General features: G+C 47.8%; 24 protein-coding genes, 2 tRNA genes, 1 other RNA gene and 1 pseudogene. 18 read left to right on the top strand and 10 right to left on the bottom strand.

The genetic code is table 11. The features are described 5' to 3' along the window. Window position 1: 1 nt before the first annotated feature. The 3 genes from AZ602_RS09135 to AZ602_RS09125 all read right to left on the bottom strand — a co-directional run bounded on the left by AZ602_RS09135 (window position 2) and on the right by AZ602_RS09125 (window position 1,641). Window positions 2–397 (bottom strand): hypothetical protein, encoded by a 396-nt coding sequence (locus AZ602_RS09135; RefSeq protein WP_103034633.1) that lies wholly within the window; start codon window positions 395–397, stop codon window positions 2–4. Between the two features lie 82 nt (window positions 398–479). After that, window positions 480–797 carry a BolA family transcriptional regulator gene (locus tag AZ602_RS09130; protein ID WP_103034632.1) on the bottom strand — a complete coding sequence of 106 codons (318 nt, stop codon included), beginning with the start codon at window positions 795–797 and terminating at the stop codon, window positions 480–482. Between the two features lie 22 nt (window positions 798–819). Next, window positions 820–1,641: a M48 family metallopeptidase gene (locus tag AZ602_RS09125; RefSeq protein ID WP_199174113.1), complete on the bottom strand. Its 822-nt coding sequence runs from the start codon at window positions 1,639–1,641 to the stop codon at window positions 820–822. Window positions 1,642–1,987: 346 nt separating this feature from the next. Between AZ602_RS09125 and pstS the strand changes: the two genes are divergently transcribed. From pstS to AZ602_RS10005, 9 genes are all read left to right on the top strand, one after another. Next, window positions 1,988–3,124, top strand: coding sequence for a phosphate ABC transporter substrate-binding protein PstS (gene pstS, locus AZ602_RS09120; protein WP_103034631.1), 1,137 nt, complete (start codon window positions 1,988–1,990; stop codon window positions 3,122–3,124). Window positions 3,125–3,215: 91 nt separating this feature from the next. Further along, window positions 3,216–4,178 carry a phosphate ABC transporter permease subunit PstC gene (gene pstC / locus AZ602_RS09115; protein ID WP_103034630.1) on the top strand — a complete coding sequence of 321 codons (963 nt, stop codon included), beginning with the start codon at window positions 3,216–3,218 and terminating at the stop codon, window positions 4,176–4,178. 11 nt (window positions 4,179–4,189) lie between these two features. Continuing rightward, window positions 4,190–5,062, top strand: coding sequence for a phosphate ABC transporter permease PstA (gene pstA / locus AZ602_RS09110; RefSeq protein WP_078317248.1), 873 nt, complete (start codon window positions 4,190–4,192; stop codon window positions 5,060–5,062). Between the two features lie 13 nt (window positions 5,063–5,075). Next, the gene (gene pstB / locus AZ602_RS09105) at window positions 5,076–5,975 is read left to right on the top strand and encodes a phosphate ABC transporter ATP-binding protein PstB (RefSeq protein ID WP_146025238.1); all 900 of its coding nucleotides are present in this window, start codon (window positions 5,076–5,078) and stop codon (window positions 5,973–5,975) included. A gap of 207 nt (window positions 5,976–6,182) precedes the next feature. Beyond that, entirely contained in the window at window positions 6,183–6,875 is a 693-nt protein-coding gene (gene phoB, locus AZ602_RS09100) for a phosphate regulon transcriptional regulator PhoB (RefSeq protein ID WP_078317247.1), read from the top strand. Further along, on the top strand, window positions 6,872–7,906 hold the full coding sequence (phoR, locus tag AZ602_RS09095; protein ID WP_227525212.1) for a phosphate regulon sensor histidine kinase PhoR: 1,035 nt from the start codon (window positions 6,872–6,874) through the stop codon (window positions 7,904–7,906). Before phoB ends, phoR begins: the two co-directional genes overlap by 4 nt. A 3-nt stretch (window positions 7,907–7,909) precedes the next feature. Continuing rightward, complete coding sequence (locus tag AZ602_RS09090) at window positions 7,910–9,400, top strand: Ppx/GppA phosphatase family protein (protein WP_103034629.1); 1,491 nt, start codon at window positions 7,910–7,912, stop codon at window positions 9,398–9,400. A gap of 119 nt (window positions 9,401–9,519) precedes the next feature. After that, window positions 9,520–9,595: transfer RNA gene (locus AZ602_RS09085), tRNA-Gly, on the top strand. Between the two features lie 878 nt (window positions 9,596–10,473). After that, window positions 10,474–10,623, top strand: a complete 150-nt coding sequence (locus AZ602_RS10005) for a transposase (RefSeq protein WP_146025237.1) — start codon at window positions 10,474–10,476, stop codon at window positions 10,621–10,623. Window positions 10,624–10,828: 205 nt separating this feature from the next. Here the strand turns inward: AZ602_RS10005 and AZ602_RS09080 are convergent, their stop codons facing one another. From AZ602_RS09080 to AZ602_RS09070, 3 genes are all read right to left on the bottom strand, one after another. After that, window positions 10,829–11,728, bottom strand: a complete 900-nt coding sequence (locus AZ602_RS09080) for a cation diffusion facilitator family transporter (protein ID WP_103034628.1) — start codon at window positions 11,726–11,728, stop codon at window positions 10,829–10,831. Window positions 11,729–11,854: 126 nt separating this feature from the next. Continuing rightward, on the bottom strand, window positions 11,855–12,502 hold the full coding sequence (gene upp / locus AZ602_RS09075; RefSeq protein WP_103034627.1) for a uracil phosphoribosyltransferase: 648 nt from the start codon (window positions 12,500–12,502) through the stop codon (window positions 11,855–11,857). Between the two features lie 134 nt (window positions 12,503–12,636). Then, window positions 12,637–13,659, bottom strand: a complete 1,023-nt coding sequence (locus tag AZ602_RS09070; protein ID WP_103034626.1) for a PTS transporter subunit IIC — start codon at window positions 13,657–13,659, stop codon at window positions 12,637–12,639. Between the two features lie 290 nt (window positions 13,660–13,949). On the opposite strand from AZ602_RS09070, the gene ligA reads away from it, so the two are divergent. Genes ligA through AZ602_RS09055 form a run of 3 tightly spaced genes read left to right on the top strand, consistent with a single transcriptional unit; the run spans window position 13,950 to window position 17,598 of the window. Next, entirely contained in the window at window positions 13,950–15,941 is a 1,992-nt protein-coding gene (gene ligA, locus AZ602_RS09065) for an NAD-dependent DNA ligase LigA (protein WP_369803888.1), read from the top strand. A gap of 58 nt (window positions 15,942–15,999) precedes the next feature. Further along, entirely contained in the window at window positions 16,000–16,884 is an 885-nt protein-coding gene (locus tag AZ602_RS09060; protein WP_103034624.1) for a DMT family transporter, read from the top strand. Window positions 16,885–16,905: 21 nt separating this feature from the next. Next, window positions 16,906–17,598, top strand: coding sequence for an NADPH-dependent FMN reductase (locus AZ602_RS09055; RefSeq protein WP_103034623.1), 693 nt, complete (start codon window positions 16,906–16,908; stop codon window positions 17,596–17,598). A 2-nt stretch (window positions 17,599–17,600) separates the two neighbouring features. On the opposite strand, the gene AZ602_RS09050 is transcribed toward AZ602_RS09055, so the two are convergent. Further along, complete coding sequence (locus tag AZ602_RS09050) at window positions 17,601–18,233, bottom strand: hypothetical protein (protein ID WP_103034622.1); 633 nt, start codon at window positions 18,231–18,233, stop codon at window positions 17,601–17,603. A gap of 11 nt (window positions 18,234–18,244) precedes the next feature. Further along, a complete protein-coding gene (locus AZ602_RS09045) occupies window positions 18,245–18,712 on the bottom strand; it encodes an Lrp/AsnC family transcriptional regulator (protein WP_227525211.1) in 468 nt (155 codons plus the stop codon). Between the two features lie 151 nt (window positions 18,713–18,863). Between AZ602_RS09045 and rarD the strand changes: the two genes are divergently transcribed. After that, the gene (rarD, locus tag AZ602_RS09040) at window positions 18,864–19,808 is read left to right on the top strand and encodes an EamA family transporter RarD (protein WP_227525210.1); all 945 of its coding nucleotides are present in this window, start codon (window positions 18,864–18,866) and stop codon (window positions 19,806–19,808) included. 72 nt (window positions 19,809–19,880) lie between these two features. On the opposite strand, the gene AZ602_RS09035 is transcribed toward rarD, so the two are convergent. Next, window positions 19,881–20,282, bottom strand: coding sequence for a VOC family protein (locus tag AZ602_RS09035; protein ID WP_103034621.1), 402 nt, complete (start codon window positions 20,280–20,282; stop codon window positions 19,881–19,883). A gap of 34 nt (window positions 20,283–20,316) precedes the next feature. Further along, window positions 20,317–20,784: an SsrA-binding protein SmpB gene (smpB, locus tag AZ602_RS09030; protein ID WP_103034620.1), complete on the bottom strand. Its 468-nt coding sequence runs from the start codon at window positions 20,782–20,784 to the stop codon at window positions 20,317–20,319. Between the two features lie 178 nt (window positions 20,785–20,962). On the opposite strand from smpB, the pseudogene nfsA reads away from it, so the two are divergent. The 5 genes and pseudogenes from nfsA to AZ602_RS09005 all read left to right on the top strand — a co-directional run bounded on the left by nfsA (window position 20,963) and on the right by AZ602_RS09005 (window position 23,354). After that, window positions 20,963–21,745: pseudogene (gene nfsA / locus AZ602_RS10405) on the top strand (oxygen-insensitive NADPH nitroreductase). Window positions 21,746–21,954: 209 nt separating this feature from the next. Beyond that, entirely contained in the window at window positions 21,955–22,449 is a 495-nt protein-coding gene (gene coaD, locus AZ602_RS09020) for a pantetheine-phosphate adenylyltransferase (RefSeq protein ID WP_103034619.1), read from the top strand. Between the two features lie 2 nt (window positions 22,450–22,451). Beyond that, on the top strand, window positions 22,452–22,703 hold the full coding sequence (locus AZ602_RS09015; protein ID WP_078317235.1) for a YfhL family 4Fe-4S dicluster ferredoxin: 252 nt from the start codon (window positions 22,452–22,454) through the stop codon (window positions 22,701–22,703). A gap of 18 nt (window positions 22,704–22,721) precedes the next feature. Continuing rightward, window positions 22,722–23,126: RNase P RNA component class A (gene rnpB / locus AZ602_RS09010), an RNA gene on the top strand. A 151-nt stretch (window positions 23,127–23,277) separates the two neighbouring features. Further along, window positions 23,278–23,354 (top strand) — tRNA-Met (locus AZ602_RS09005). The last annotated feature ends 306 nt before the right edge of the window (window positions 23,355–23,660 follow it).

Here is a 23,660-nt window from a genome sequence, read left to right as displayed (position 1 = left end):
ATTATTCTCCGTAGATTTTGATACCTTGAGCAAAGGCACAGCCTTTTTGGCGAGCGGTGACGATCATCGCATCATGCTCACCGTATAGGCGAGATAGGGTATTTTGCTTGGTGGCACGCTGACTGCTGCCACTACCCATGCCGAGACTGATGGTTGGATAGATGCCATGACGACCGCCAGTGATGCCGATGCCAACACCTGTTGATGATAGGCCAATTTGTTGGTTTTGAGTTTGTTCAACCAATTTGGTGACACGATTGACTTCTGATTGCAAGGTATTGCAGTCATAGTTTTGGTAAGTCGTTGGATTGACATATTGCGGAGCAACTTGACCTGTGGTGGCACAGCCTGCCAAAACAGTCGTAGCAGCGATGCCTGCGATGAATAATGCTTTCATAAACACCTTTTGATATCAAGGAAAAAACGCTTGGTACGCATATTAAGCCTACCAAGCCAACACGGGCAAAGCCCAAAAATAGTTAACGGCGGGACGCACACAGCGGACTGTCAGGCGCCTGCGTCATGCCTGCCCACTCATCAGGCGTATAAGCATGAATCGCCAACGTATGCACCGTACCGCCATTGGCTGTCAGGTACGGGGCGACTTCGGCATAGACTTTTTGATGGCGAGCAGCCAAACGCAGCCCATCAAAGGCTTGACTTACAATCACCAATTTAAAATGGCTTTCTTTGCCCTCAAAATACCCTGCGTGCATCTGGCTTTCATTTTCTAGCGTCAGATGGGTGGGGCTAAGGCTAGCCATCGCAGATTGTAGGGCGGTGGTGGTGTTTGTCATCGTCAGTCTCGGCTTGGTCGTATTAGCGTTTTGGGGCGGCTTCGTACAGCGGCATCACTGTCGGCACCAAGGCTTGTAAGTTACTGATGCGGTTAGCTGAACTTGGGTGCGTACTCAAAAACTGCGGCATTGAACCACCGCCTGATGCTTGCATCTTTTGCCATAGGCTGATCGCGGCATTAGGGTTGTAGCCTGCACGCGCCATCAGCTCAAGCCCGATGCGGTCAGCTTCGGCTTCTTGGGTGCGTGAGTGCGGCAAGTTCAGACCCAAATCGCCTGCCAAGCCAACCAACTGTGCTTGACCGCTGGAGAGTCCAAGGGCGCTGGCAGCGATACCGATGGCACTCGAGGTGGCGACGCCGCGACTGGCTTTTTCGCGTGAATGTTCGCGCAGTGCATGCGCCATCTCATGACCCATGATGGCAGCGATCTCAGCATCGGTGAGGTTTAGACGCTCGATGATGCCAGTATAAAAGACGATTTTGCCACCCGGCATCACATAGGCATTGATTTGATTGTCGGTGATGGCATGTACTTTCCAATCCCAGCTGGTGGCATCGGGGCGCAGTACAGCAGTCTGTGGAATCAGATGATTGGCGATGCGGCGCAGACGCTGCACTTGGGCGTAATTGGTGTCAAGCTTGCCCTTAGCGCGCGCAGCATTGATGGTCTCAAGATACGCTTGGTTTGAGAGTTGTAGAATCTGTTGACTTGACACGAGTAACAGCTGCTTGCGATCAGCACCGACTGCGCCTGCGCTTGTCGTGCTGCTACAGCCAGCAATGGGCGCGATCGCCGCTGCCGATAAAGTGACAGTCAGTAGGCCTTTTTTGAGTGTATTCATCGTCATCATCCTTTTTATTTGCCATATGGGCAAGCATCACTGAGTTCATCATACAGATGAACGGTTGTTATCTATTGTAGCGATTATAAACCAAAGCCTGTCATAAATCCTAGCCAAAACAACAAAAATTCACAAATTTATCCTCTGATTCCACAGAAAGATCTTGTGATGGCTGAAGTCTGATCTTGGTAATCTTGCGTGGCGGGGTGTTGTCATAAAACTGTCATCTAATTTTCACAAAACCGTCATTGATCAGTCATCAAATCGTCATCTGATCTCACTAAAATACGCTTAACTTTAGTGATAACCTCCTTTTTAATTATCCAACTTTATTCATGGAGTCATGATGAAAACCAATCTAAAACTGATCAGCTTGTCTGTCGTTGCAGCCATCGCTTTGAGCGCTTGTGGTAATAACAACACTGCACAACAAACAACCACAGAGCCAGCACCAGCCACCGCCGCACCTGCTGACAGCGCCCCTGCTGCCACCGAGCAAGTCGCCATCAATATCACTGGCGCAGGCGCATCATTCCCACAGCCTATTTATGCTAAGTGGTCAGCGGATTTCCGTGCAGCCACCGGCGGCCAAGTGAACTACCAGTCTATCGGTTCATCTGGCGGCATCAAGCAAATCATCGCCAAGACCGTTGATTTTGGTGCATCGGATGCGCCATTGACAGTAGAAGAGCTGACCGCAGAAAATCTGGTACAGTTCCCAACTGTCATCGGTGGCGTCGTCCCTGTGGTGAACATCGATGGCATCGAGCCTGGCGCACTAAAATTAGATGGCGAGACTTTGGCGAATATCTACCTTGGTAAAATCACCAAGTGGAATGATGCTGCCATCACTGCCCTAAATCCAGAGTTGACCTTGCCAGATGCTGACATCACCACGGTATTTCGCTCAGATGGTTCTGGCACGACCTTTAACTTTACCGATTATCTAAATAAAGTCTCGACCGACTGGGCAAGCTCGGTGGGCGTAGATAAAGCCATCAAATGGCCAACCGCTGCATCAGGTGCTGCTGGTAAAGGTAACGAAGGCGTGGCAAGCTATGTTGGCCGTATCAAAAATTCAATCGGCTATGTTGAATATGCCTACGCCAAACAAAATGGCATGGCGCATGTGGCACTGAAAAATGCTGCCGGTGAATTTGTACAGCCATCAGCAGACAGCTTTGCGGCCGCTGGTGACATCGACTGGTCACAAGCACCTGGCTTTAACCAAGTCTTGACCAACTCAGCGACCGCAGGCGCATGGCCAATCGCTGCTGCCACTTTTATCATCGTACACAAAAACCCAGAAAACCCAGAGCAAGTCGCTGGCGTACTGAAGTTCTTTGACTGGGCTTACACCAATGGTGATCAGTCGGCACTGGATCTGGATTATGTTCCATTCAGCGATCAAGCGGTGAGCCTATTTAAGGCCAGCTGGAATGAGATCAAAGATGCCAATGGCAACGCTGTGTACGCACAATAATCCATAATAAATGATCACAATGCGGCTTGTCGTCAGACAGGCCCATTGTCTAAGTGGCAAATCAGTCAGAGGATTTACAGGAAATTTCCACATGACCAACCAACAATCAGCCCTGATGAATAAGCTTGCGCGCCAAAAGCGTCTGGATGGCGCCTTTGTGTGGACGACCAAGCTGTCAGCATTACTGGTGCTTTTGACCTTAGGCGGTATCATGGTATCGCTGGTGATCGGGGCGCTGCCGAGCATTCGTGAGTTTGGCTTTAGTTTTTATACCAGTAGTAATTGGGATCCCGTCGCTGGTGAATTTGGTGCCTTGGCGCCGATTTATGGCACGCTGGTGACCTCGATCATCGCTGTGGTGATCGCTGTGCCAGTCAGCTTTGGGATTGCGGTGTTTTTGACTGAGCTTTGCCCAAATTTTTTGAAAAAACCGCTGGGCATCGCCATCGAGCTGCTCGCTGGCATTCCATCGATCATTTATGGCATGTGGGGTTTGTTTGTGTTCGCCCCTTGGTTTGGTGAAACAGTGCAGCCGTGGTTGATTGATAATTTGGCAAGCTTACCAATCATCGGCCAAATGTTCGTGGGCGCACCGATTGGTATCGGTCTATTTACCGCAGGTCTTGTGCTTGCCATCATGATCATTCCATTCATCGCAGCCACCATGCGTGATGTCTTTATGGTGGTGCCAGATATGCTCAAAGAATCGGCCTATGGCATGGGCGCGACGACTTGGGAGGTGGTGACCAAAGTGGTGCTGCCTTATACCAAAGTCGGCGTCGTTGGTGGCTTGATCTTGGGTCTGGGTCGTGCACTTGGCGAGACGATGGCGGTGACTTTTTTGATCGGTAATACCTTTAACATCAATGCCAGCTTGTTCACCTCAGGTGTCTCGATCACCTCGGCGCTGGCCAATGAATTTGCTGAAGCCTCTAGCGAGATGCACCTGTCATCGTTGCTGCATCTGGGGTTGATTCTATTTGTGATCAGTTTCATCGTTTTATCAGCATCGAAGCTGATGCTGATGAAAATTGACAAACAAGCTGGAAGATGAGGATAAGTACCATGATTAGTGAAAAATCGGCATTCACCAGCCGCATTCATCTACCAAAATATCATCGCCGCCGTGCCATGAGCCGCATTGCCATGAGCCTGACAGCGTTGGCGATGGTGTTTGGCTTGTTTTGGCTGGCTTGGATTTTGGTGACTTTATTTGCCCAAGGCATTCAAGGCTTGATGACGATGCCTGTATTTAGCCTAGATACGCCACCACCGATGGCAGAGGGTGGTCTTAGAAATGCCATCGTCGGTTCGGTGATGATTTCATTTGCAGGCCTTGCGCTGGGTACGCCGATCGGGATTTTGACAGGTGTGTACTTGGCAGAGTTTGATCAAGGTGGCTGGCTTGGTCGTGCCACGCGTTTTATGAATGACATCCTGTTATCAGCGCCATCGATCGTCATCGGCCTATTCGTGTTTGCATTGATGGTGCAAGGGCGCGGCTTTTCGGGCTGGGCGGGCGTTGTGGCGTTGGCCATCATTGTCATCCCTGTGGTGATTCGTACCACCGAAAGCATGCTGCTACTGGTACCGAATAATTTGCGCGAGGCAGGCTATGCATTGGGCGCACCCAAGTATAAATTGGTCGGCTCGATCACCCTAAAATCAGCCAAAGCAGGCGTCATCACAGGTGTGCTATTGGCCTTTGCGCGCATCGCAGGCGAGACAGCACCGTTATTGTTCACCGCGCTTAATAACCAATACTTTAGCACAGACATGTCTCAGGCGATGGCAAACTTACCAAACACCATTTACCAATTTGCCATGAGTCCTTATGAAAATTGGCATGCGCTGGCTTGGGCGGCGGCTTTATTGATCACTTTTGCGGTGCTGCTATTGAATATCATCGCCCGTGCATTGTCCGCCAAAGCCCATTAATTCAGCCATAGCGATGCCCGATTTGGGATCGAATTTAGCATACCGTTTGAGGAAAATTATCATGAATACATTCAACCAAAGCATCAATCCTACCATGAATACTTTGTTTACAGGCAGTCAAGTTGACAGCAAAAACCAAATCCAAACTCAAGAGCAGACTGCCGCCAAGGTGCAGGTGCGTAATTTGGACTTTTATTATGGTGATTATAAGGCGCTTAAAAACATCAACTTAGACATCGCCGACAAAAAAGTCACCGCATTTATTGGGCCATCAGGCTGTGGCAAATCTACCTTGCTTCGCACCCTAAACCGCATGTATGATCTGTATGCTGGCATGCGTGCCACTGGCGAGATCATCTTAGATGACCAAAACATCCTAGACAGTCGCATCGATGTCAATTTGCTGCGTGCACGCGTCGGTATGGTATTCCAAAAGCCAACGCCATTTGCCATGTCAATCTATGACAATGTGGCTTTTGGCGTAAAATTGTATGAAAATTTGTCAAAGTCTGAGCTGGATGACCGCGTGGAATGGGCACTACAAAAATCAGCACTGTGGAATGAAGTTAAAGATAAGCTGAAAAAGTCTGGCCTGTCGCTCTCAGGTGGTCAGCAGCAGCGTCTGTGTATCGCGCGTTCTGTTGCTACCCGTCCAGAGGTTTTGCTACTCGATGAGCCGACATCGGCACTCGATCCGATCTCAACAGGCGCCATCGAAGAGCTGATCCATGATCTTAAACAAGACTACACCATCGCCATCGTCACGCATAACATGCAACAAGCCGTGCGCTGCTCGGACTACACCGCTTATATGTATTTGGGTGATATGATCGAGATGGGCAAAACCGAACAAATCTTCAATGCGCCAAAAGTGCAGGCGACCGCTGACTACATCGCTGGCCGCCATGGCTAATCAGCTGTAGCAGCATCCGAAGTTTTTTTGCCAAGCGCACTCGGTTCAATGGGATCGAGTGCCGCATCTGCCAACCTTAAAACCAGATTCATACAAATCCTCATTGATGGCTGTCAGGAAAGAAGATTTATGCTACAATCTACCCGATTTCATACACAAAAACCTTATTTGTTGTATCCAAAGGATATGTTAGGGAGTCTGCCCTCTATGAGTGCAAAAATCTTGGTTGTGGAAGATGAGCCTGCTATCAATGAGCTGATCGCCAATACACTGGAGCTGTCGGATTTTTCGGTGGTGCAGGCGTTCGATACCCAAGGCGCTTATATTGCCGTCGTTGATGAGGCGCCAGATTTGATCTTACTTGATTGGATGATGCCGCATGGCGAATCGGGCATCGATTTTGCGCGCAGGCTCAAAAAAAACCCAACCACCGCCGATATTCCCATCATCATGCTCACCGCCAAAGGTGAGGAGGATAATAAGGTCTATGGCCTAGATGCTGGCGCTGATGATTATATCACCAAGCCATTTAGCACGCGTGAGCTGATCAGTCGCATCAAGGCGGTGCTGCGTCGCACGGGCGCTGGCATGGGCAAAGAGTCGATGCAGGCAGGCAACCTCACCATCAATACCGCAAGTCAGCGCGTGATGGCCGATGGCGAGGAGGTGGTGATGAGTAGCACCGAATATCGCTTGTTGTGCTTTTTTGTGACACATGCCGAGCGCGCTTATACCCGAGCGCAGATCTTAGATGCTGTCTGGGGCGGCAATGTGTATATCGATGAGCGTACAGTCGATGTGCATATCAGACGCCTGCGTAAGCTGTTGGCGCCGTTCGGTGCTGATACGCTGATCCAGACGGTGCGCGGCACAGGTTATCGCTTTTCGGATCAACGATGATGCGCCAAGCTGATGTCGATTTTAAGCAAGTCTTACACGCACTCAATGATGGCATCACCATCATCAATACGACTGACTGGGCGATTGATTTTATCAACCAAACTGCCAGATCGCTCTTGGGTATTACAGATGATGATCTGATGTCTGGCATCGATTATTTTGGGGCGGATTTTTGTCAGCAGATTGGTCGATTGACTGCGACCGAGCCATCATTAACTCTCTACCAACATCAGGATCTGACAGGCAGCTTATTGCAGCTGACTGCGGTTTATCTGAACCAATCCCAAGTCAGCATCGTCATCAAAGATCACACGCGCATGCAGCAGCTTGAGCAGATGCGCACCGACTTTGTGGGCAATGTCTCGCACGAACTGCGTACGCCATTGACGGTGATCTTGGGTTATCTTGAAAATTTCACCATGGCTGAGGACATTAAGCCTGCATGGATGCGCGGCCTAAAGCTCATGCAAGAGCAAGCGGTACGCATGAATGATCTGATTAACGATCTGCTCATGCTATCTCGCCTTGAAAGCGATGAGACCAAGCCGATGATGGCAGTGAACATGCCGCGCCTGTTGATGCAGGTATTTGATCAAGCTCAAGCCAGCAATCAAGCAGGACATCTGATCGATGTGCATCTGGACACCGATAAGAACATCCTAGGCATCGAGGCGTATCTGTACAGCGCGATCAGTAATCTGGTACTCAATGCCATCAAATACACGCCAGCGGGTGGGGAGATTGACATTATTTATGAGGAAGTGGGTGCAGAGGTGCATTTGAGCGTGACGGATAATGGCATCGGCATCAGCGAGGAGCATGTCGGCAGGCTTACCGAGCGATTTTATCGTGTGGACAGTGGGCGCAGTCGTGCCACAGGCGGCACAGGGCTTGGGCTTGCCATCGTCAAACATGTGCTTAATAAGCACAATGCCAGACTGCAAGTCATCTCAAAAGAGGGGCAAGGCTCGACTTTTCGCATCATCTTCCCAAGCAGCCACATCATCAGCACACAGACACAGGCGATATGACTCATGCCGTTATCAGACACCCAACGATTTGCCGCTGTTGATATCGGCTCTAACAGCATTCATTTGGCCATCGCAGAGCGACACGGTGATCAATTAAAGCGCGTGGCATCGATGAGCGAAAAAGTGCAGCTGGCGATGGGGCTTGATGCGCACAATCAGCTGTCGCCTGCGGTGATGGAGCGCGGCTTTGAGTGCTTGCAGCGCTTTGCTGGCAGACTTGGGGATGTCAACAGCGCGCATCTGCGTGTGGTGGCGACCAACACCCTACGCCGTGCGGCAAACAGCCAAGCTTTCATCGCGCATGCCAATGATATTTTGCCTGCACCCATCGAGATCATCTCAGGGCGCGAAGAAGCGCGGTTGATTTATTTGGGTGTAGCGCATACTTGTCCGAGTAATAAGCAGCGACTGGTGGTGGACATCGGCGGCGGCTCAACTGAGCTGATCATCGGCCAGAATTTCACACCACTGTTGACCGAAAGCACCCAAATTGGCGCAGTCAGCTTTAGTCAGCAGTTTTTTGGGGATGGGGTGATCAGCGCATTGGCTTTTGAAAAGGCGATTTATGCCGCCCAAAAAGAAGTCATCAAATTCGCCAGTCTATATAAAAAAACAGGCTTTGATGAGGCATTGGGTTCATCAGGCACCATCAAGACCATCGGACAGGCGCTGGCTGGCTTTGGCTTGGGTGAAGAGATCACGCTGGCAGGTGTCGAGCAGCTCAAAGCCTCACTCATCGCCTGCGCGCATGTCAATGAGATTGAGATGGAGGGCGTAAAAGCACATCGAAAGGCCATTTTCCCAGCAGGCGTGGCGATTTTATTGGCGATCATGAAGGTCTTTGGGATTCGTCTTTTGCGTTATTGTGATGGTGCGCTGCGTGAGGGTGTGATGTATGACATGTTGTCACGCATGGATTTTCATGATGTGCGTGATGACAGTGTGGCGGCGATTATTGATCGCTTTGGGGTGGATAAAAAACAAGCCAAACGCGTCGCCAAAACCGCCGCTCAACTATTTAATCAAGTCCAAAGCACCCTGTCGCTGCCAGCAGACGGCGAGCAAATGCTAAAAAGAGCAGCGCTTTTGCACGAAGTGGGCTTGGCCATCGGTCACAGCGGCTATCATAAGCACGGCAGCTATCTGCTTAGGCATGCCGATATGGCAGGGTTTTCTCGCACCGACCAAGAAAAGCTGTCACTGTTGGTGCGCTATCATCGCCGAGCCATCAATATGGATGACTGCGATCGGGTCATCAAAGCTGGTGGCGTGGCATTATCCTATCTGGCGCTACTATTGCGGCTGTCAGTGGTCGCCAATTATGGCCGCTTTGAGCTGAGTAAGCAGCAGATACAGCTTGCCGTCGATGATAAGCGCTGGCGCATCACTGTCAAGATTGATCGGCCTGAGCATCAAGCTTGTGTCATCAACATCCAAGACGAGGCGCATTGGTTCGCCAAATGGGGCATTGAGCTGACTGTGATGGGCGCTTAATCTTGCCGCATCACGCTGCAAGCCAATAATTTTGAAAAATTTTCCAAAAAAATTAAAAAAATGCTTGACGCGTGATAATTATCCTGTATAATACGCACCCATACAGCGAATGCTGATCAGCGGGAATAGCTCAGTTGGTAGAGCACAACCTTGCCAAGGTTGGGGTCGCGAGTTCGAATCTCGTTTCCCGCTCCAAATTTTAAAAAGTCCAAATCGAACGGTTTGGGCTTTTTTGTTGTTTAAAACTACAAACACCCTGACTACCCAAGACCTGATAGCCACCGAATACAGCCAAAACAAAGGCTTTGACATCAATGTGGACCTGACACTAACAAGGTGATACCAAGGCATCTGGCATTGTACCAGTACAGGGCGATGAACATATTAGAATTGCTGGTACCAGATATAATCGAGGGCTGGAGTTAACAAAGGAAGAAATTATGCAAAATACCTCATACGCAGACAGTATCTTAAAAAGAAAGTCCAGAATAAAAGAGTTGATAAAATGAAAATAATCAATACTGTATTGTCTATTTGCATTTGTTTTCTTATATTTTTCTTTCTAAATAGGTATGATTCTTGGGGTATTTCCGAGGGAATATGTATTTATCAGGACAGCTCCGTAGGTGTCGCCCTACTGTTATCCTCTATTTTGTTTTTGTTAAATTTTTTATTTTTCTTATTTTGGTTTTTCTTTAAACGCAAAAAATCAACCACCAACATTATATTTATTGTTGTCTCTATTTGTCTTTTGATGTATTGGCATCCTGTAACGTACAACTATTCAATAGATGCTCTATTAAAATACACCAATATCCACATAGAACAACTTGGTGGAGTTGCTAGATGTGAATTGCAACGCAATAATGACGTAAGGTTATATGAGTCGCAGAAACCCTAAACCACGAAATATTCCATCATAATCATCAAGGCGAAACTGCCGCCACAGTTATGGGCAAAACGGTGATTTGGCGTATAATATCGGCACCAGTCTTAACATTGATGTGCACCATTATAATATTCCCAGACGCCCCATTAGAGGTTATACTACCACAAACTAGGAGTAATCTCTCATGACAAAACAGCGTAAGCAGTACAGCAAAGAATTTAAACTAGAAATGGTCAAACCCATAGAAGAACAAAATCAGCGTGTTGTTGATATTGCTAAGCAAATCTGTTTCAATGGTGCGCCGTGCGCACCCTACGCACTGACTCGCACATAACCTACTTTTTGGCCTTTTACTTTTTACGCCCCAAATGGATAAAAATGAACAATTCCGTAAATTATAAATCTTTAATACCAAAGTTACAAGTTACTTATGATTAAAAATCATTTAAATGTTACATGTTTTTAAGAACTTTTAGATTGTTACTTTAGGGTATACTTTAAAGTTACACAAAACATCTATATGAAGACTAAAGTCCAAATTAGTGTTTATGTTGGTTCAATGTATTACATTTCGTATTTTCTATTTGTAACGTAATTTCAGTAATATTATGATTATGTTTTAGAACTTCTAAGGCCTTTTGATAGAGTTGATCTGTATTGCTATTCGGAGCAACCAAATGAGCAGTTAAATGAATATTTTTTGAGGATATAGCCCAGACTTTCAACTGATGAATCCCTTCAACGCCCTCTAGCTTCAATAAATCATTTCTTAACGACTCAATATCAATCTCATCAGGAACTCCTTCAAGCAGAATATTAATACTTTGTTTTAATAAAATCCAAGTTCGAGGTAAGACCCAGAAGCCAATTAACACAGCGATTACGGTATCAACCCACATCCACTGGGTAAAATAAATAACTATTCCTCCGATAATCACGCCTATCGATCCTAGAGCATCACTAAGAACTTCTAAATATGCACCTTTTATATTTAGACTTCCTTCAGCACTAGCAGAAAGGATTTTCATTGAAATCAAATTTATGACCAAACCAATGACCGCGACAATCATCATTTCAACACTTTGAATTTCAGCAGGGTTCGTAAAACGTTGATAAGCTTCATATACAATATATATTGCTACCACAAAAAGCATCACCGCATTAAACAGAGCCGCTAAAATTTCAAATCGCTGATAGCCAAAAGTTCTTTTATCATCTGCGGCTTTTTTACCAATTTTGATAGCGGCAAGAGCAATAGCTAAAGCGGCTACATCAGTAAACATATGAGCTGCATCAGATAACAAAGCCAAACTTTGGGTAATAAAAGCAGCGACAACTTCTACTATTAAAAAAGTAGTCGTTAAACCTAAGGCAACCATTAACTTCTTACTATTTTCTTCAGTAACAACCGCATGGCTATGATCATGATGTTCTGACATAAAATATTTTCCTTATTCTATTTATGATGAGCAGTACAGTAGGGTGTGCACAGCGCACCATTACCCTGATTATGTCCTGATAAAAAAATACAGGCAATACTCAGTATCACCTGCACATGTCTTTCATCATTTTAATTGCTTGGTGCCAAAGATCTTATCACCTGCATCACCCAGACCTGGGATGATATAACCATCTTCGTTTAGGTGGCTGTCTAGAGCAGCGGTGTAGATTTTGACATCAGGGTGTGCTTCATTAACCAAGCGCACGCCTTCAGGGGCAGCCACAAGCACTAGGGCTTTGATGTTGGTGCAGCCGTGTTTTTTTAGCATATCGATGGTGGCGACCATGCTACCACCCGTGGCCAGCATCGGATCTAGGATCAGGGCAGGGCGGCGGTCGATATCATTGACGAATTTCTCAAAAAATGGCACAGGCTCCAGCGTCTCTTCATCACGCTGTAGTCCGACGACAGAGATTTTGGCAGTCGGTAGCAGATCCAGCACACCATCAAGCATACCCAGACCTGCGCGCAGGATCGGCACGACGGTGACGGTTTTGCCTTTGATTTGTTCGCCAGTGGTCTCACCGCACCAGCCTTGCATGGTGAAGGTTTCGATTTCAAAATCGCGACTGGCTTCATAGGCCATCAAGCGACCCAACTCATTGGTCAGGGTGCGAAATTTATAAGTACTGGTGTCTTTTTCGCGCATCAAGGAAAGCTTGTGGCGCACCAAGGGATGGTCGATGACATGGATATTTAACGAGGTGGTCATAATGTTGCCTTAATAATCATTGACCGCCATCAGTCGGCGGCGTTGCTGCTAATGATACCAACTTTCCCAACAAATTGCACCCTCTGTTTGCTTGCGCGTCGGCATCAACGACCAAGGCTGTGGATCTGGCACGGTCATTTATCCAAGCGCAGATCGCCTGCCTTGATCCAGCCTTTTTTATAAAAAATCTGAGCAATCAGCCAAGTCAGCAGCGCAGGCAGTAGCAGATGAAAGGCGAAGATCAGTCCCCAAGTGCCGAGCGTCGCACCCATGGCATCGAGCGTACCGATCTGGCCGACCAGCCCGCTGGTACCCATGCCAGCCCCTGAGGGGATGTTGGTCATGCCAAACATCGCTGTGGCAAAGGGCGCTAGCAGAGCGCCTGAAAGCGTTGGCGGCAGCCAGATTTTTAGGTTTTTTAGGATGTTGGGCATTTGGATCATGCTGGTGCCAAGACCGCACGCCATCGCACCGCCGATGCCATTATCCCGATAACTCATCACCGCAAATCCGATCATCTGAGCCGCGCAGCCCACCGTCGCCGCGCCTGCTGCCAGACCGCCCAAACCCAAGCTAATGGCGATGGCAGCACTGGAGATCGGCAGGGTCAAAATCAGCCCCATCGCCACCGCGACGACGATGCTCATCACGATCGGTGATAATTCCACCGCCCACATGATAAACTCGCCCAAAGACACCATCATCTGATCAATGGCAGGACTGATAAAGGCCGCGACCGCCATGCCGGTGATGAGCGTGGTGGCAGGCGTGACGATGATGTCCAGCGGTGTGGTGCGATGCACAAATTTGCCGAACTCAGCACCGATCAGTGCCGCCACGAATGCACCCACAGGCCCACCCATTGCCGCGCCTGCAAAGCCAGTGGTGATCGAGGTGAACAGCACCAAAGGCGGTGCTTTTAGGGCATAAGCCACGCCTGCACCGATGGCAGCACCCATCAAGCTTTGGGCTTGAGTGCCGATGTCGATGAGCCAAGGCAGATTTGTCCATGTGCCGATGTTTTTGATGATCAAGCCCAAAATCAGCGAAGAAAACAAACCCAGCGCCATAAAATTAAGCGCCTCGATGCCGTATCGCTGCCATGAGATGACGATGTTTTGTTGTGCCAGATGGGTTTTGAGTGAAAAATTTGCCATGATAAATCCTTTGTGAATCGAGGGCAGTTGCTCAAAATTTGCTTAAAATTTGTACATTATAAGGCAAATTTCCCAAAAATGTGCATTAATTCTGACAAATTTTTGTTGATGGATTTTGTGCTGATGGTCGCACAAAATGTCAAATACGCCCTTAATTTTCTGCTAAAATAACAGCTTTTGATGACTTTTTAATGACTTTTTGATGGCGATCAATAATGACAAAACAGACAAAACAAGCAGATGCTGTGGGCGCACTTGATGACAAGACGGCAGCTGACATCATCGATCAGATGCGTGCTTTAATCGATGTCCTAAAAAGACACAACCATGCCTATTATGTGCTAGACAACCCGACCATCAGCGATGGTGAGTATGACGGCTTAAGACGACAGCTGATCGCCCTTGAGACTGACCATCCCTCACTGATCCAAGCAGATAGCCCGATACAGACGGTGGGCGGTGAGCCGTTGCCGTTTTTTACGCAGGTAGCACATGATATTCCGATGTTATCATTGGGTAATGTGTTTGATGCTGAGGATTTGGCAGGTTTTTTGCGTCGTGCCAATGAGCGATTGGGCAATACAGTACCTGAATACGAGATGGAGCTGAAGCTGGATGGCTTGGCAGTGTCACTCAAATACGAGTATGGTCAATTTGTGCAGGCGGTCACTCGTGGCGATGGACAAGTGGGCGAGGACATCACGCACAATGTTCGCACCATTCGCAATCTGCCTTTATCTTTACCAAGCTGTGCTGAGATTGCACTGCTTGAGGTGCGTGGCGAGGTGCTGATGCCAAAGGCGGGTTTTGACAAGCTCAATCGTGACAGCCAAAAGCGTGGCGAGAAGACTTTTGCCAATCCACGCAATGCCGCCGCTGGCTCACTTAGACAGCTCAATCCTGCCATCGCAGCGGCTCGCCCACTGGCGTTTTTTGGTTATTCGGTAAACCAAGGCTTGCCAGAGGGCATCGACACGCAGTCGGGGGCGATGACTTATCTTAGTCAGCTTGGCTTTGAGACATCACCGTTTGAAGTGGCGACAAGTTTTGATGAGATTCAGCAGTTTTATCAAGATACCATCGCAAACCGTAGCAACCTCCCCTTTGAGATTGATGGCATGGTGATCAAGGTCAACAGCCTAGCCCTACAAGAGCGATTGGGATTTTTGAGCCGTGAGCCGCGTTGGGCGACAGCGTACAAATTCCCTGCCGAAACTGTGCCGACACGCCTACTGGATGTCGAATGGCAAGTGGGACGCACCGGTACGCTGACACCGGTGGGTAAGCTTGACCCTGTCAATGTCGGCGGCGTGACGGTGAGTAATGTGACCTTGCATAATTTTGGTGAGATTACACGGCTTGGTCTGATGATTGGCGATATGGTCAATGTACATCGAGCTGGCGATGTCATCCCCAAGGTCTCAGGCAATATTCTTGAGCTGCGTCCATCGGATGCACGAATGATCAGCTTGCCGAGCGCTTGCCCTGTCTGTGATTCGCCTGTGGCACTGCCTGAGGGCGAGGCTTTGGCTCGTTGCACAGGCGGTCTGTACTGCGCAGCTCAGCAGCAAGAGGCGCTGATTCATTTCGTCGCTCGTCGTGCGATGGATATTGATGGGCTTGGCACATCGTGGCTGATTAAGTTTTTTGAGATGGGGATTGTCAAGACGGTGGCGGATATTTATCAGCTCCACACTCGTGCTGACGAGCTCATGCTCATCGAAGGACTTGGCGAAAAATCCGTCACCAAGATGCTATCTGCCATCGAAGCATCCAAAGCGACGACTTTGCCACGCTTTATTTTTGCGCTGGGTATTCGAGGTGTGGGCGAGAGTACGGCATTGAACCTTGCCCAAGAATTTGGCGACCTTGTGCCGATTATTCAGGCGGATTTGACCCAATTACAATCCGTGCCTGATATTGGTGAGGTGACCGCAGAAGCGATTTATGAATTTTTCCGAGCGCCGCACAATATCGAGGTGCTGGATGCACTGCTTGAGGCAGGGATTCATTGGCCAGTGGTGGATGCCAGTGCCAAGGCTGATTTGCCTTTGGCGGGTGAGACTTGGGTGGTGACAGGCACGCTAGCTAGTATGGGGCGTGATGAAGCCAAAGATAAGCTTGTCGCACTGGGCGCCAAAGTCGCTGGCAGTGTCTCTGCCAAGACCACACGACTGCTTGCTGGCGAAAAAGCAGGCAGTAAGCTTGATAAGGCGACAAGCCTTGGTGTGACGGTGGTGAGCGAAGATGAGTTTTTGGCATTGTTGGCACAATTTTCTTAAGATAAATTCCAAAGACAAATTTCAAGGATAACTTGCAAAAACTGCACAGGAGGCACTGATGAAAACATCCAATCAAAGCGTTGCCATGCTTGGGCTTGTGGTTGGCTGTGTGATTTTTGGCATGGGTAGTCTGATCGTAGCACATGTGTCTGTCGGCTCGTATGCGATGGCATTTTGGCGATTATTGATTTCATCACTGGTGTTTTTATTCCTTGCCAAGTGCTATCGTCAAGCCTTTCCGACACACCCAAAAGCCGTGCTGTTTGCGCTGCTATCAGGGGCAGCATTGGGGGCAGATTTGGCACTGTGGCATGAGAGCATCCATGCGGTGGGGCCGGGGATTTCGACGCTACTGAACTCATTGCAGATTTTCTTTTTGGCGTTTATTGGCTTTGTGTTTTATCAAGAAAAACAAACCAAATTTCAGCTGATTAGTCTTGTACTTGCCATCATCGGTGTGGGATTGATTGCCAGTCCTGAGTTTGCGCATAATATCCAAGCAGGTTGGGGATTTGTCTCAGGTATCGTTTCGGGGGCGTGCCTTGCCGTTTCGATGACTTGGATACGCCAGACGCATCAGTATCAGACGGTGGCGATATTGCCACTGATGGCGCTGGTAGGTATCGGCGGTGCAGCGGCGGTCGCTCCTGTGATGTGGCTTGTCGATGCTGGGCGTATCATGCCGACGACATGGGCGGATATCGGCTGGATTGTGGTCTATGGCACACTGATGCAGTGCGTGGCGTGGGGCTTGATTGCGTATAATATTCCCAAGCTGAGTCTTGCTTTGACAGGATTGCTCTTGCTGTCTGAGCCTGTGGCGGCGTTGGTGCTCGATTATTTTTGGCTGGATAAAGCCATCAGTGGACTGCAGTGGGGTGGTGCGGTCTTGACAATGTTGGCGATTTATCTAGGCTCGCTTAAGGCAAAATCAGCGCATTGATGCAGAATCATGGAGTGTGGTATGAAATTTCTAATCTTTTTGGGTTCGGTACGCCAAAGTACGCCGCCGTCGCCATCTCGGCTTGGTGAGCGAGTGGCAAAAGCTTGCCAAGCGTGCCTGCAAGCTACTTTTGATGATGTGAGCGTGGAAATTATTGACCCATTGGATTATCCGCTAGAGCCGATTTTTAAGCCACATTTTGCTTATCGTGCCAGTCAGGCGCCTGAGCCATTGCAAGTGCTTGCCCAAAAAATCCAGTCAGCCGATGCTTATGTGATGGTCAGCCCAGAATACAATCATTCGATGAGTCCTGCTTTGATGGATTTGTTGAATCATTTTGGCAGTTCGTTATTTGGATTTAAGAGCAGTGCCATTGTGACTTATTCGATGGGACAATGGGGCGGTGCTAGAGCGGCGGTGAATATGCGTACCTTTTTGGCAGAATTGGGTTGTTTGCCTGTATCTGCGATGATACACATACCCAAAGCGCATGAGGTATTCGATGAGTCGGGCAACTATCTGCAAGGTGTTGATGCGCCATCTTGGCAGCAGTATCTACAGCGGACTTTTTTGCAGCTGCATTGGTGGGCGGTGGCAAGCCAAAATCAGCGTCGCATGACAAATCCGCACAAGCTTACGCCACCATTTGCTCACCGCCCCGATGAGCGAGATGCCCCAGTATCCGAAGATGACCACGAAGCTGATATTTTATAAGCTTACTTAGCCGATACAATCTCAATCGGCAGCACCAAGCCTTCGGCAAATTTATCGGCAATCACATACTCATGCGTCTCGTTGACGACATCGGGCGTGACTTTGATGATGAGTGCAGGTTTGTCGCCATCACGAAAGCTGTGGGCGATGTATTTGCCAGTCAGCTGGTCTAGAATTTTACCCAGTGCTTCAGGGCTTGCCATGGATAGTGTCATGGCATACTGTGCTTGTTCTGGGCTTAGGTTATAGGCTTTGGCATAGTTCATCACAGGTTGTGAATCTTTGGCAAAGGGATAAGCAAAACTGCCTGCATCCACACGCGCAGCTTTGGTATCGATATATGACCAGTCAATTTGGGTTTTGCCATCGACGGTGGTGATGGGTGTGGCGGTTGGCGTATCGGCATCTTGGGTGGTGTCATCAGCTGCCTTGAGTTCCTTTAATAACGCATCAACATCGTGCGGATCTGTGCCTTGCTCGGTGTTTGCACTTTGCGTTTCATCATTGGCGTTGTCTGCCGTATTATCAGTACTGACAGCAGCGGCTTGTTGTAAGTTTTTTTCGCTATTATCGGCACAAGCGGCAAGCATAAGCGATGCACAGATGATGGCGATGGCGTGTTGACTGACTGACATAATTCCCCCGATTAGATATCCAGCGTAAGTTTGGTGCTAGATTTTACCGAATTCATCACAAATTGGCTATTAAAAGTTGCCACATTATTCTCACCAGTGAGATTTTGGCGGGTGAATCGGTGATAATCCTGCATATCTTGATTGGCGACGATCAGCACAAAATCATAATCCCCTGAGATCTCATAACAGCTCATCACCTGCGGATGCGCCGCCATCAGTCGCTCAAAGCGGTGCTGCATCGGTGTGTTTGAATTAACCATCTTAATCAACACAAGCACAGTCAAAGGGCGACCAACTTTCACCGCATCGACGATGGCGACACAGCGTTCGATGATTTTGGCATCGGTCAGCTGACTGATGCGTCGTTGTGTGGTGGCGATGGATGTGCCAAGTTTTTCGGCGATGGTTTTGAGTGGTAAGGTGGCATTGTCTTGCAGTAGATTTAAAATTTTTTTGTCGATATCATCAAGTGCGTGCATAATAGTCACTTTTTTCAAAAATATGAGAAATTTTATCAATATCTATGAATTTTTGCAAAATAAATTCAAATTCTAGCAAAAATATGATGATAAATTCTCATGATGGCTTGTTACAATAAGCGTCAACTTCGCACTGATAACGAGTCAATTTATGACCACACTGATCCAAAAATACACAGGGAATCTGGCACTGATGCACAAAGTCTCATTGCTCAAGCAAAACACCATCGTCATCGGAGTAATCCTAGCGGTACTATCCAATGTGCTGTTTGGCGTGCTGTATGCGTATGGCAAATGGATGGCGCCGCTGTCAGGGACGCAGGTGTTTTTGTGGCGGATGGTGATGATGTGGGGGTGCTTGGCGTTGTTTTTGGCGATGACGGGCAAGATGGCAGAGTTTCGTGCTGAGATTGGTACCATCAAGGGCATCAAGTCATGGCTGTATCTGCTTGTGCCGACTCCAATTCTTGCCAGTCAGCTGTGGCTGTTTATGTGGGCGCCGGTCAATGGGCAGAGCATTCAGGTGTCGATGGGTTATTTTTTGTTCCCATTGGCGATGGTGCTTGCTGGATTTTTGGTGTTTCGTGAACGCCTAAGCCAACTACAGTCACTGGCGGTGGCATTGGCAGCGGCAGGCGTGGCGTTTGAGATTTATCGCACCAGCGGGGTGAGTTTTGCGACTTTGTGGGTGTGTGGCACTTATCCGATTTATTATGTGATGCGTCGCAAGCAGGGTATTCGTGCTTTGACGGGGTTGTTTTTTGACTTGTCCATCATTGCACCGATTTGTCTGATTTGGATCATCAGCACTGATGCCATCGATGTGGCGTCAAATGGCGTGCTGCTTGCCAAGGCGGTGGGGCTTGGGGCAATCAGCGTGCTTGCGATGGCGACCAATCTACAAGCAGGGCGACTGCTGCCTGTGAGCTTGTTTGGGATGCTTAGCTACCTTGAGCCTGTGCTCTTGTTTTTCTTGTCCATCACAGTGCTGGGTGCGGTGTTTAGCCCATCGATGCTGATTAGCTATGGCTTGATTTGGCTTGCGGTGATGTGTCTGATTATCCAAGGCGTACTTACCAATCGCAAAAAAGCTTAAAAATCAAAAAAGCCGATTGGTTTGACAATCGGCTTTTTGTTATCAGACTTTATAAAGCTTACTCATCGATACTTATTCGTCAATTTCGTCATCGACATATTGACTGATCTCGATCAAATTACCATCAGGGTCACGGCAATACACCGAGTGAATCTTGCCCACTGCACCAGTGCGTGGCACGATGCCATTTTCTAGAATCTCAATCTCATGCGACTGCAACATCGACATCACCTGAGCCAGTGGCGTGTCGGTCAGCAGGCAAATATCAATCGTGCCTGTGTTGGCGTGCTGGGCATTGGGCAGGATTTCGTTGCCTTTTTGGTGTAGGTTGAATTTTTGTTGCCCAAAGCACAATGCCTTGCGATTATCGCCAAAGGTAGTTAGCGTCATACCAAGCACTTGGGTATAAAACGCAATCGTACGCTCCATATCAGCCACAGTCAGTACGATATGGTCAATGGCGGTGATATTCATTCTGATTCATCCCCGTCCATGAATTTATAGTTTGTCAGTAGCCTTGGTTTTTAAAGCCACGCTGTTTATCACGGGCAAAATCACGATCTTTGAGCGTCGCTCGTTTGTCGTGTAGCTTTTTGCCCTTGGCTAGGGCGATTTCACATTTGACACGGCTATTTTTCCAATAACATGACAATGCCACCACCGCATAGCCTTTTTGGTTGACCATACCAAATAGCTTATCAATCTCACGGCGATTGAGCAGCAGTTTACGCGTGCGGATGTTGTCAGGATGCACATGCGTTGAGCTGGTCAATAGTGGCTGGATGTGCGCCCCGAACAAAAACGCTTCGCCATTTTTAAAAATCACATAACTTTCGGTAATGCTCATTTTGCCGGCACGAATGGATTTGACTTCCCAGCCTTCAAGCACAAGACCCGCTTCAAATGTTTCTTCGATAAAAAACTCATGCCGTGCCTTTTTGTTGGCGCAGATTTGATTGCTTGGTTTTTTTGCCATGTGTTATCCTAATACTTTTAAATTTGCTGATTGATGGCATTATAACAAAATTTTTGGCAAATGGGCGAGATTTGCCAAATTCCAATTTGACCAAACCCATGCTTGCATCGATGGGTAAAATTTTGCTAATATGCCATCAACAGTTATCATTTATCATCATAGTCATCAAGGAAATCCCATGCTAGACAGCAAACCCACCCTACAAACCCTGCTCGATCACCGCTCAATTCGCAAATACACCGGCGAGCCGATTTCTGATGAGATGCTCACTGCTGTGCTTGAAGCAGGCCGTGCAGTGTCAACATCGAGTTTTTTGCAGGCAACGAGCATCATCCGAGTTGTCGATCCTGCCAAGCGTACCGCACTGCGTCAGATTTCTTGTGATATGAGCGAAGATCAGTACAATCAAGCACTGGCGGATGGCAAGCGATTGGGCCATGGCTATGTCGAGGACTGTGCTGAATATTTGGTATTTTGTATGGATGCACACCGTCATAATCAGCTGGCGGATGTACAGACCGATTGGACAGAAGTGGCGGTGATTGGTGCGATTGATGCTGCTTTGATGGCACAAAATGTCCTAGCGGCTGCTTAGAGCCTAGGGCTTGGCGGTGTGTTTATTGGTAGTTTGCGTAATGACATTCGCCGTGCAGGTGAGATTTTGGGTACGCCAAAGCACGTTGTGCCGTTGTTTGGTTTGTGCTTAGGCCATCCTGATATGTCATCAAAAATCAACCAATCTCAACGCCCACGCCTACCGCTGGATGTTTTGGTATCGACCGACACTTATCAAGTGGCCAGCGATGAGACCTTGGCGGCTTATAATGAAGTGGTCAAGGGCTACTATAATGGCCGTGGTATCGAGATGGATTGGAAAGACCAAATCGCCAGCACGTTTGGCGGTGATGTGCGTCCGTTTATGCTTGAGTATCTACAAGAGCAAGGTTTTTGTAAACGCTAAGCGTATTGGCTTATCAATCATCATGACAGCTGAATGTTTTGGCTGATTTACCAAGCTCATCAAAATGCACACAAAAAAGCAGAATGGCACAGTGATCGCCATTCTGCTTTTTTATGATAGAAATTGTACCAAAATCATCTGCAAATATTCTCATCATATCCAAAATTTGTTACCATAGATATTTTATTGATAATCATAAGGCGGCCATTATGAGCCAAACGCCAAGACGCGTGTTGTATCCAGGGACATTTGACCCAATCACCAATGGGCATATTGACTTGGTCAATCGTGCACTCAAACTGTTTGATGAAGTGGTGATTGCAGTGGCTTTTGCCCATCACAAAAAACCCTTGTTCGATTTTGATGAACGGGTGGCGATGGTCAAAGCATCTTTTGACAACCCAAAGATTTCAGTTGTGCCATTCGAAGGTTTACTGGTTGAGTTCGCGCGCGAACAAAAAGCGAGTGCGGTGCTTCGTGGACTGCGAGCGGTGAGCGATTTTGAATACGAATTTGGCTTGGCAAGTATGAACCGCAGCTTAGATGAGCAGTTTGAAGCGGTATTTTTGACACCGTCGCAGGAATATTCATTCGTATCATCGACACTGGTGCGTGAAGTGGCAAAGCTTGGTGGCGATGTCAGTAAATTTGCCCCGCCTGTCGTGCTTGATGGCTTTGCCAATAAATTTGCCAACAAGGGGTAATTATGGCACTAAAAATCACCGAAGAATGTATCAACTGCGATGTCTGCGAACCTGTTTGCCCCAATGATGCCATCTATGCAGGCGAGGATATCTATGTGATCAATCCAGCACTGTGTACAGAATGTGTCGGGCATCATGACACACCGCAGTGTGTGGATATTTGCCCTGTCGATTGTATCCCAAAAGACCCTGAGCATCCAGAGACACAAGATGAGCTGATGGCAAAGTACCAAAAACTCACCGCAAACGCCTAATCTGTGCTATAATCACAAATGGCAGACCAGACAATCGCTGTCCGACCACTCAATTTAATTGGCATGATAAGTTGCTATACCCATGCAAATACAGTTAAATTCAGTGGTCGGAGGGAGGAAAGTCCGGGCTACACAGGGCAGCGTGCTAGCTAACGGCTAGGGGGCGAAAGCCTACGACCAGTGCAACAGAGAACAGACCGCCAACGCCAATCGGCACGGTAAGGGTGAAACGGTGGGGTAAGAGCCCACCGCATGACTGGCAACAGCTCATGGCAAGGTAAACTCCACGCGTAGCAAGACCAAATAGGTGTCCAATCGGTTGCCCGCCGAGGATACGGGTAGGTTGCTCGAGCGTGTCAGCGATGGCACGCCTAGATGAATGATTGTCCACGACAGAACCCGGCTTATCGGTTTGCCAACTTATTTATAGTAGTGATACTGGAAAATATAGCCCAAATCGTCGCTAAACTGTGATGGCTATCCTTAACATCACAAAAATTTTGCAAAATCACAAATTTTTGTCAAATTCTTGTTGACAAGGGTAAACTTTGTGCTATAATTTGCGTCCTGTAACGGCGATGTAGCTCAGCTGGTTAGAGCGCACGACTCATAATCGTGAGGTCAAGAGTTCAAGTCTCTTCATCGCCACCAAATATTATAAAAATTTTAAAATTAGTGCTTGACATTCGATTTTAAATCCTTATAATAAGCATTCTGACCTTACGAAATTAATCAAATTTCAACAGATCAAAAAAATTCAAAAAAAGCTTGACATAAAAAACCAATCGGTTATAATAGAGAGCTCAAGTCATCCACTAGACGATAGTATGACTAACACTATTTAAAATCAAAACTAAAGAACAACTTGTGTGGATTTTTGCGAATACAAGATAATCTTAAAAAAATTATCATTTATATTCAGCAAGAATACTCAAAGTTAATTCATTTACACGATGA

It is taken from the genome of Moraxella sp. RCAD0137 (assembly GCF_002894025.1).
Lineage (GTDB): Bacteria > Pseudomonadota > Gammaproteobacteria > Pseudomonadales > Moraxellaceae > Moraxella > Moraxella porci.
This window is presented reverse-complemented; position numbering and strand designations above follow the sequence as displayed.

What these genes read in the sequence shown, in the direction of transcription:
- AZ602_RS09135 (WP_103034633.1), bottom strand. Translation starts at nt 397, where the DNA reads ATGAAAGCATTATTCATCGCAGGCATCGCTGCTACGACTGTTTTGGCA.
- AZ602_RS09130 (WP_103034632.1), bottom strand. Translation starts at nt 797, where the DNA reads ATGACAAACACCACCACCGCCCTACAATCTGCGATGGCTAGCCTTAGC.
- AZ602_RS09125 (WP_199174113.1), bottom strand. Translation starts at nt 1,641, where the DNA reads ATGAATACACTCAAAAAAGGCCTACTGACTGTCACTTTATCGGCAGCG.
- pstS (WP_103034631.1), top strand. Translation starts at nt 1,988, where the DNA reads ATGAAAACCAATCTAAAACTGATCAGCTTGTCTGTCGTTGCAGCCATC.
- pstC (WP_103034630.1), top strand. Translation starts at nt 3,216, where the DNA reads ATGACCAACCAACAATCAGCCCTGATGAATAAGCTTGCGCGCCAAAAG.
- pstA (WP_078317248.1), top strand. Translation starts at nt 4,190, where the DNA reads ATGATTAGTGAAAAATCGGCATTCACCAGCCGCATTCATCTACCAAAA.
- pstB (WP_146025238.1), top strand. Translation starts at nt 5,076, where the DNA reads ATGCCCGATTTGGGATCGAATTTAGCATACCGTTTGAGGAAAATTATC.
- phoB (WP_078317247.1), top strand. Translation starts at nt 6,183, where the DNA reads ATGAGTGCAAAAATCTTGGTTGTGGAAGATGAGCCTGCTATCAATGAG.
- phoR (WP_227525212.1), top strand. Translation starts at nt 6,872, where the DNA reads ATGATGCGCCAAGCTGATGTCGATTTTAAGCAAGTCTTACACGCACTC.
- AZ602_RS09090 (WP_103034629.1), top strand. Translation starts at nt 7,910, where the DNA reads ATGCCGTTATCAGACACCCAACGATTTGCCGCTGTTGATATCGGCTCT.
- AZ602_RS10005 (WP_146025237.1), top strand. Translation starts at nt 10,474, where the DNA reads ATGACAAAACAGCGTAAGCAGTACAGCAAAGAATTTAAACTAGAAATG.
- AZ602_RS09080 (WP_103034628.1), bottom strand. Translation starts at nt 11,728, where the DNA reads ATGTCAGAACATCATGATCATAGCCATGCGGTTGTTACTGAAGAAAAT.
- upp (WP_103034627.1), bottom strand. Translation starts at nt 12,502, where the DNA reads ATGACCACCTCGTTAAATATCCATGTCATCGACCATCCCTTGGTGCGC.
- AZ602_RS09070 (WP_103034626.1), bottom strand. Translation starts at nt 13,659, where the DNA reads ATGGCAAATTTTTCACTCAAAACCCATCTGGCACAACAAAACATCGTC.
- ligA (WP_369803888.1), top strand. Translation starts at nt 13,950, where the DNA reads ATGCGTGCTTTAATCGATGTCCTAAAAAGACACAACCATGCCTATTAT.
- AZ602_RS09060 (WP_103034624.1), top strand. Translation starts at nt 16,000, where the DNA reads ATGAAAACATCCAATCAAAGCGTTGCCATGCTTGGGCTTGTGGTTGGC.
- AZ602_RS09055 (WP_103034623.1), top strand. Translation starts at nt 16,906, where the DNA reads ATGAAATTTCTAATCTTTTTGGGTTCGGTACGCCAAAGTACGCCGCCG.
- AZ602_RS09050 (WP_103034622.1), bottom strand. Translation starts at nt 18,233, where the DNA reads ATGTCAGTCAGTCAACACGCCATCGCCATCATCTGTGCATCGCTTATG.
- AZ602_RS09045 (WP_227525211.1), bottom strand. Translation starts at nt 18,712, where the DNA reads ATGCACGCACTTGATGATATCGACAAAAAAATTTTAAATCTACTGCAA.
- rarD (WP_227525210.1), top strand. Translation starts at nt 18,864, where the DNA reads ATGACCACACTGATCCAAAAATACACAGGGAATCTGGCACTGATGCAC.
- AZ602_RS09035 (WP_103034621.1), bottom strand. Translation starts at nt 20,282, where the DNA reads ATGAATATCACCGCCATTGACCATATCGTACTGACTGTGGCTGATATG.
- smpB (WP_103034620.1), bottom strand. Translation starts at nt 20,784, where the DNA reads ATGGCAAAAAAACCAAGCAATCAAATCTGCGCCAACAAAAAGGCACGG.
- coaD (WP_103034619.1), top strand. Translation starts at nt 21,955, where the DNA reads ATGAGCCAAACGCCAAGACGCGTGTTGTATCCAGGGACATTTGACCCA.
- AZ602_RS09015 (WP_078317235.1), top strand. Translation starts at nt 22,452, where the DNA reads ATGGCACTAAAAATCACCGAAGAATGTATCAACTGCGATGTCTGCGAA.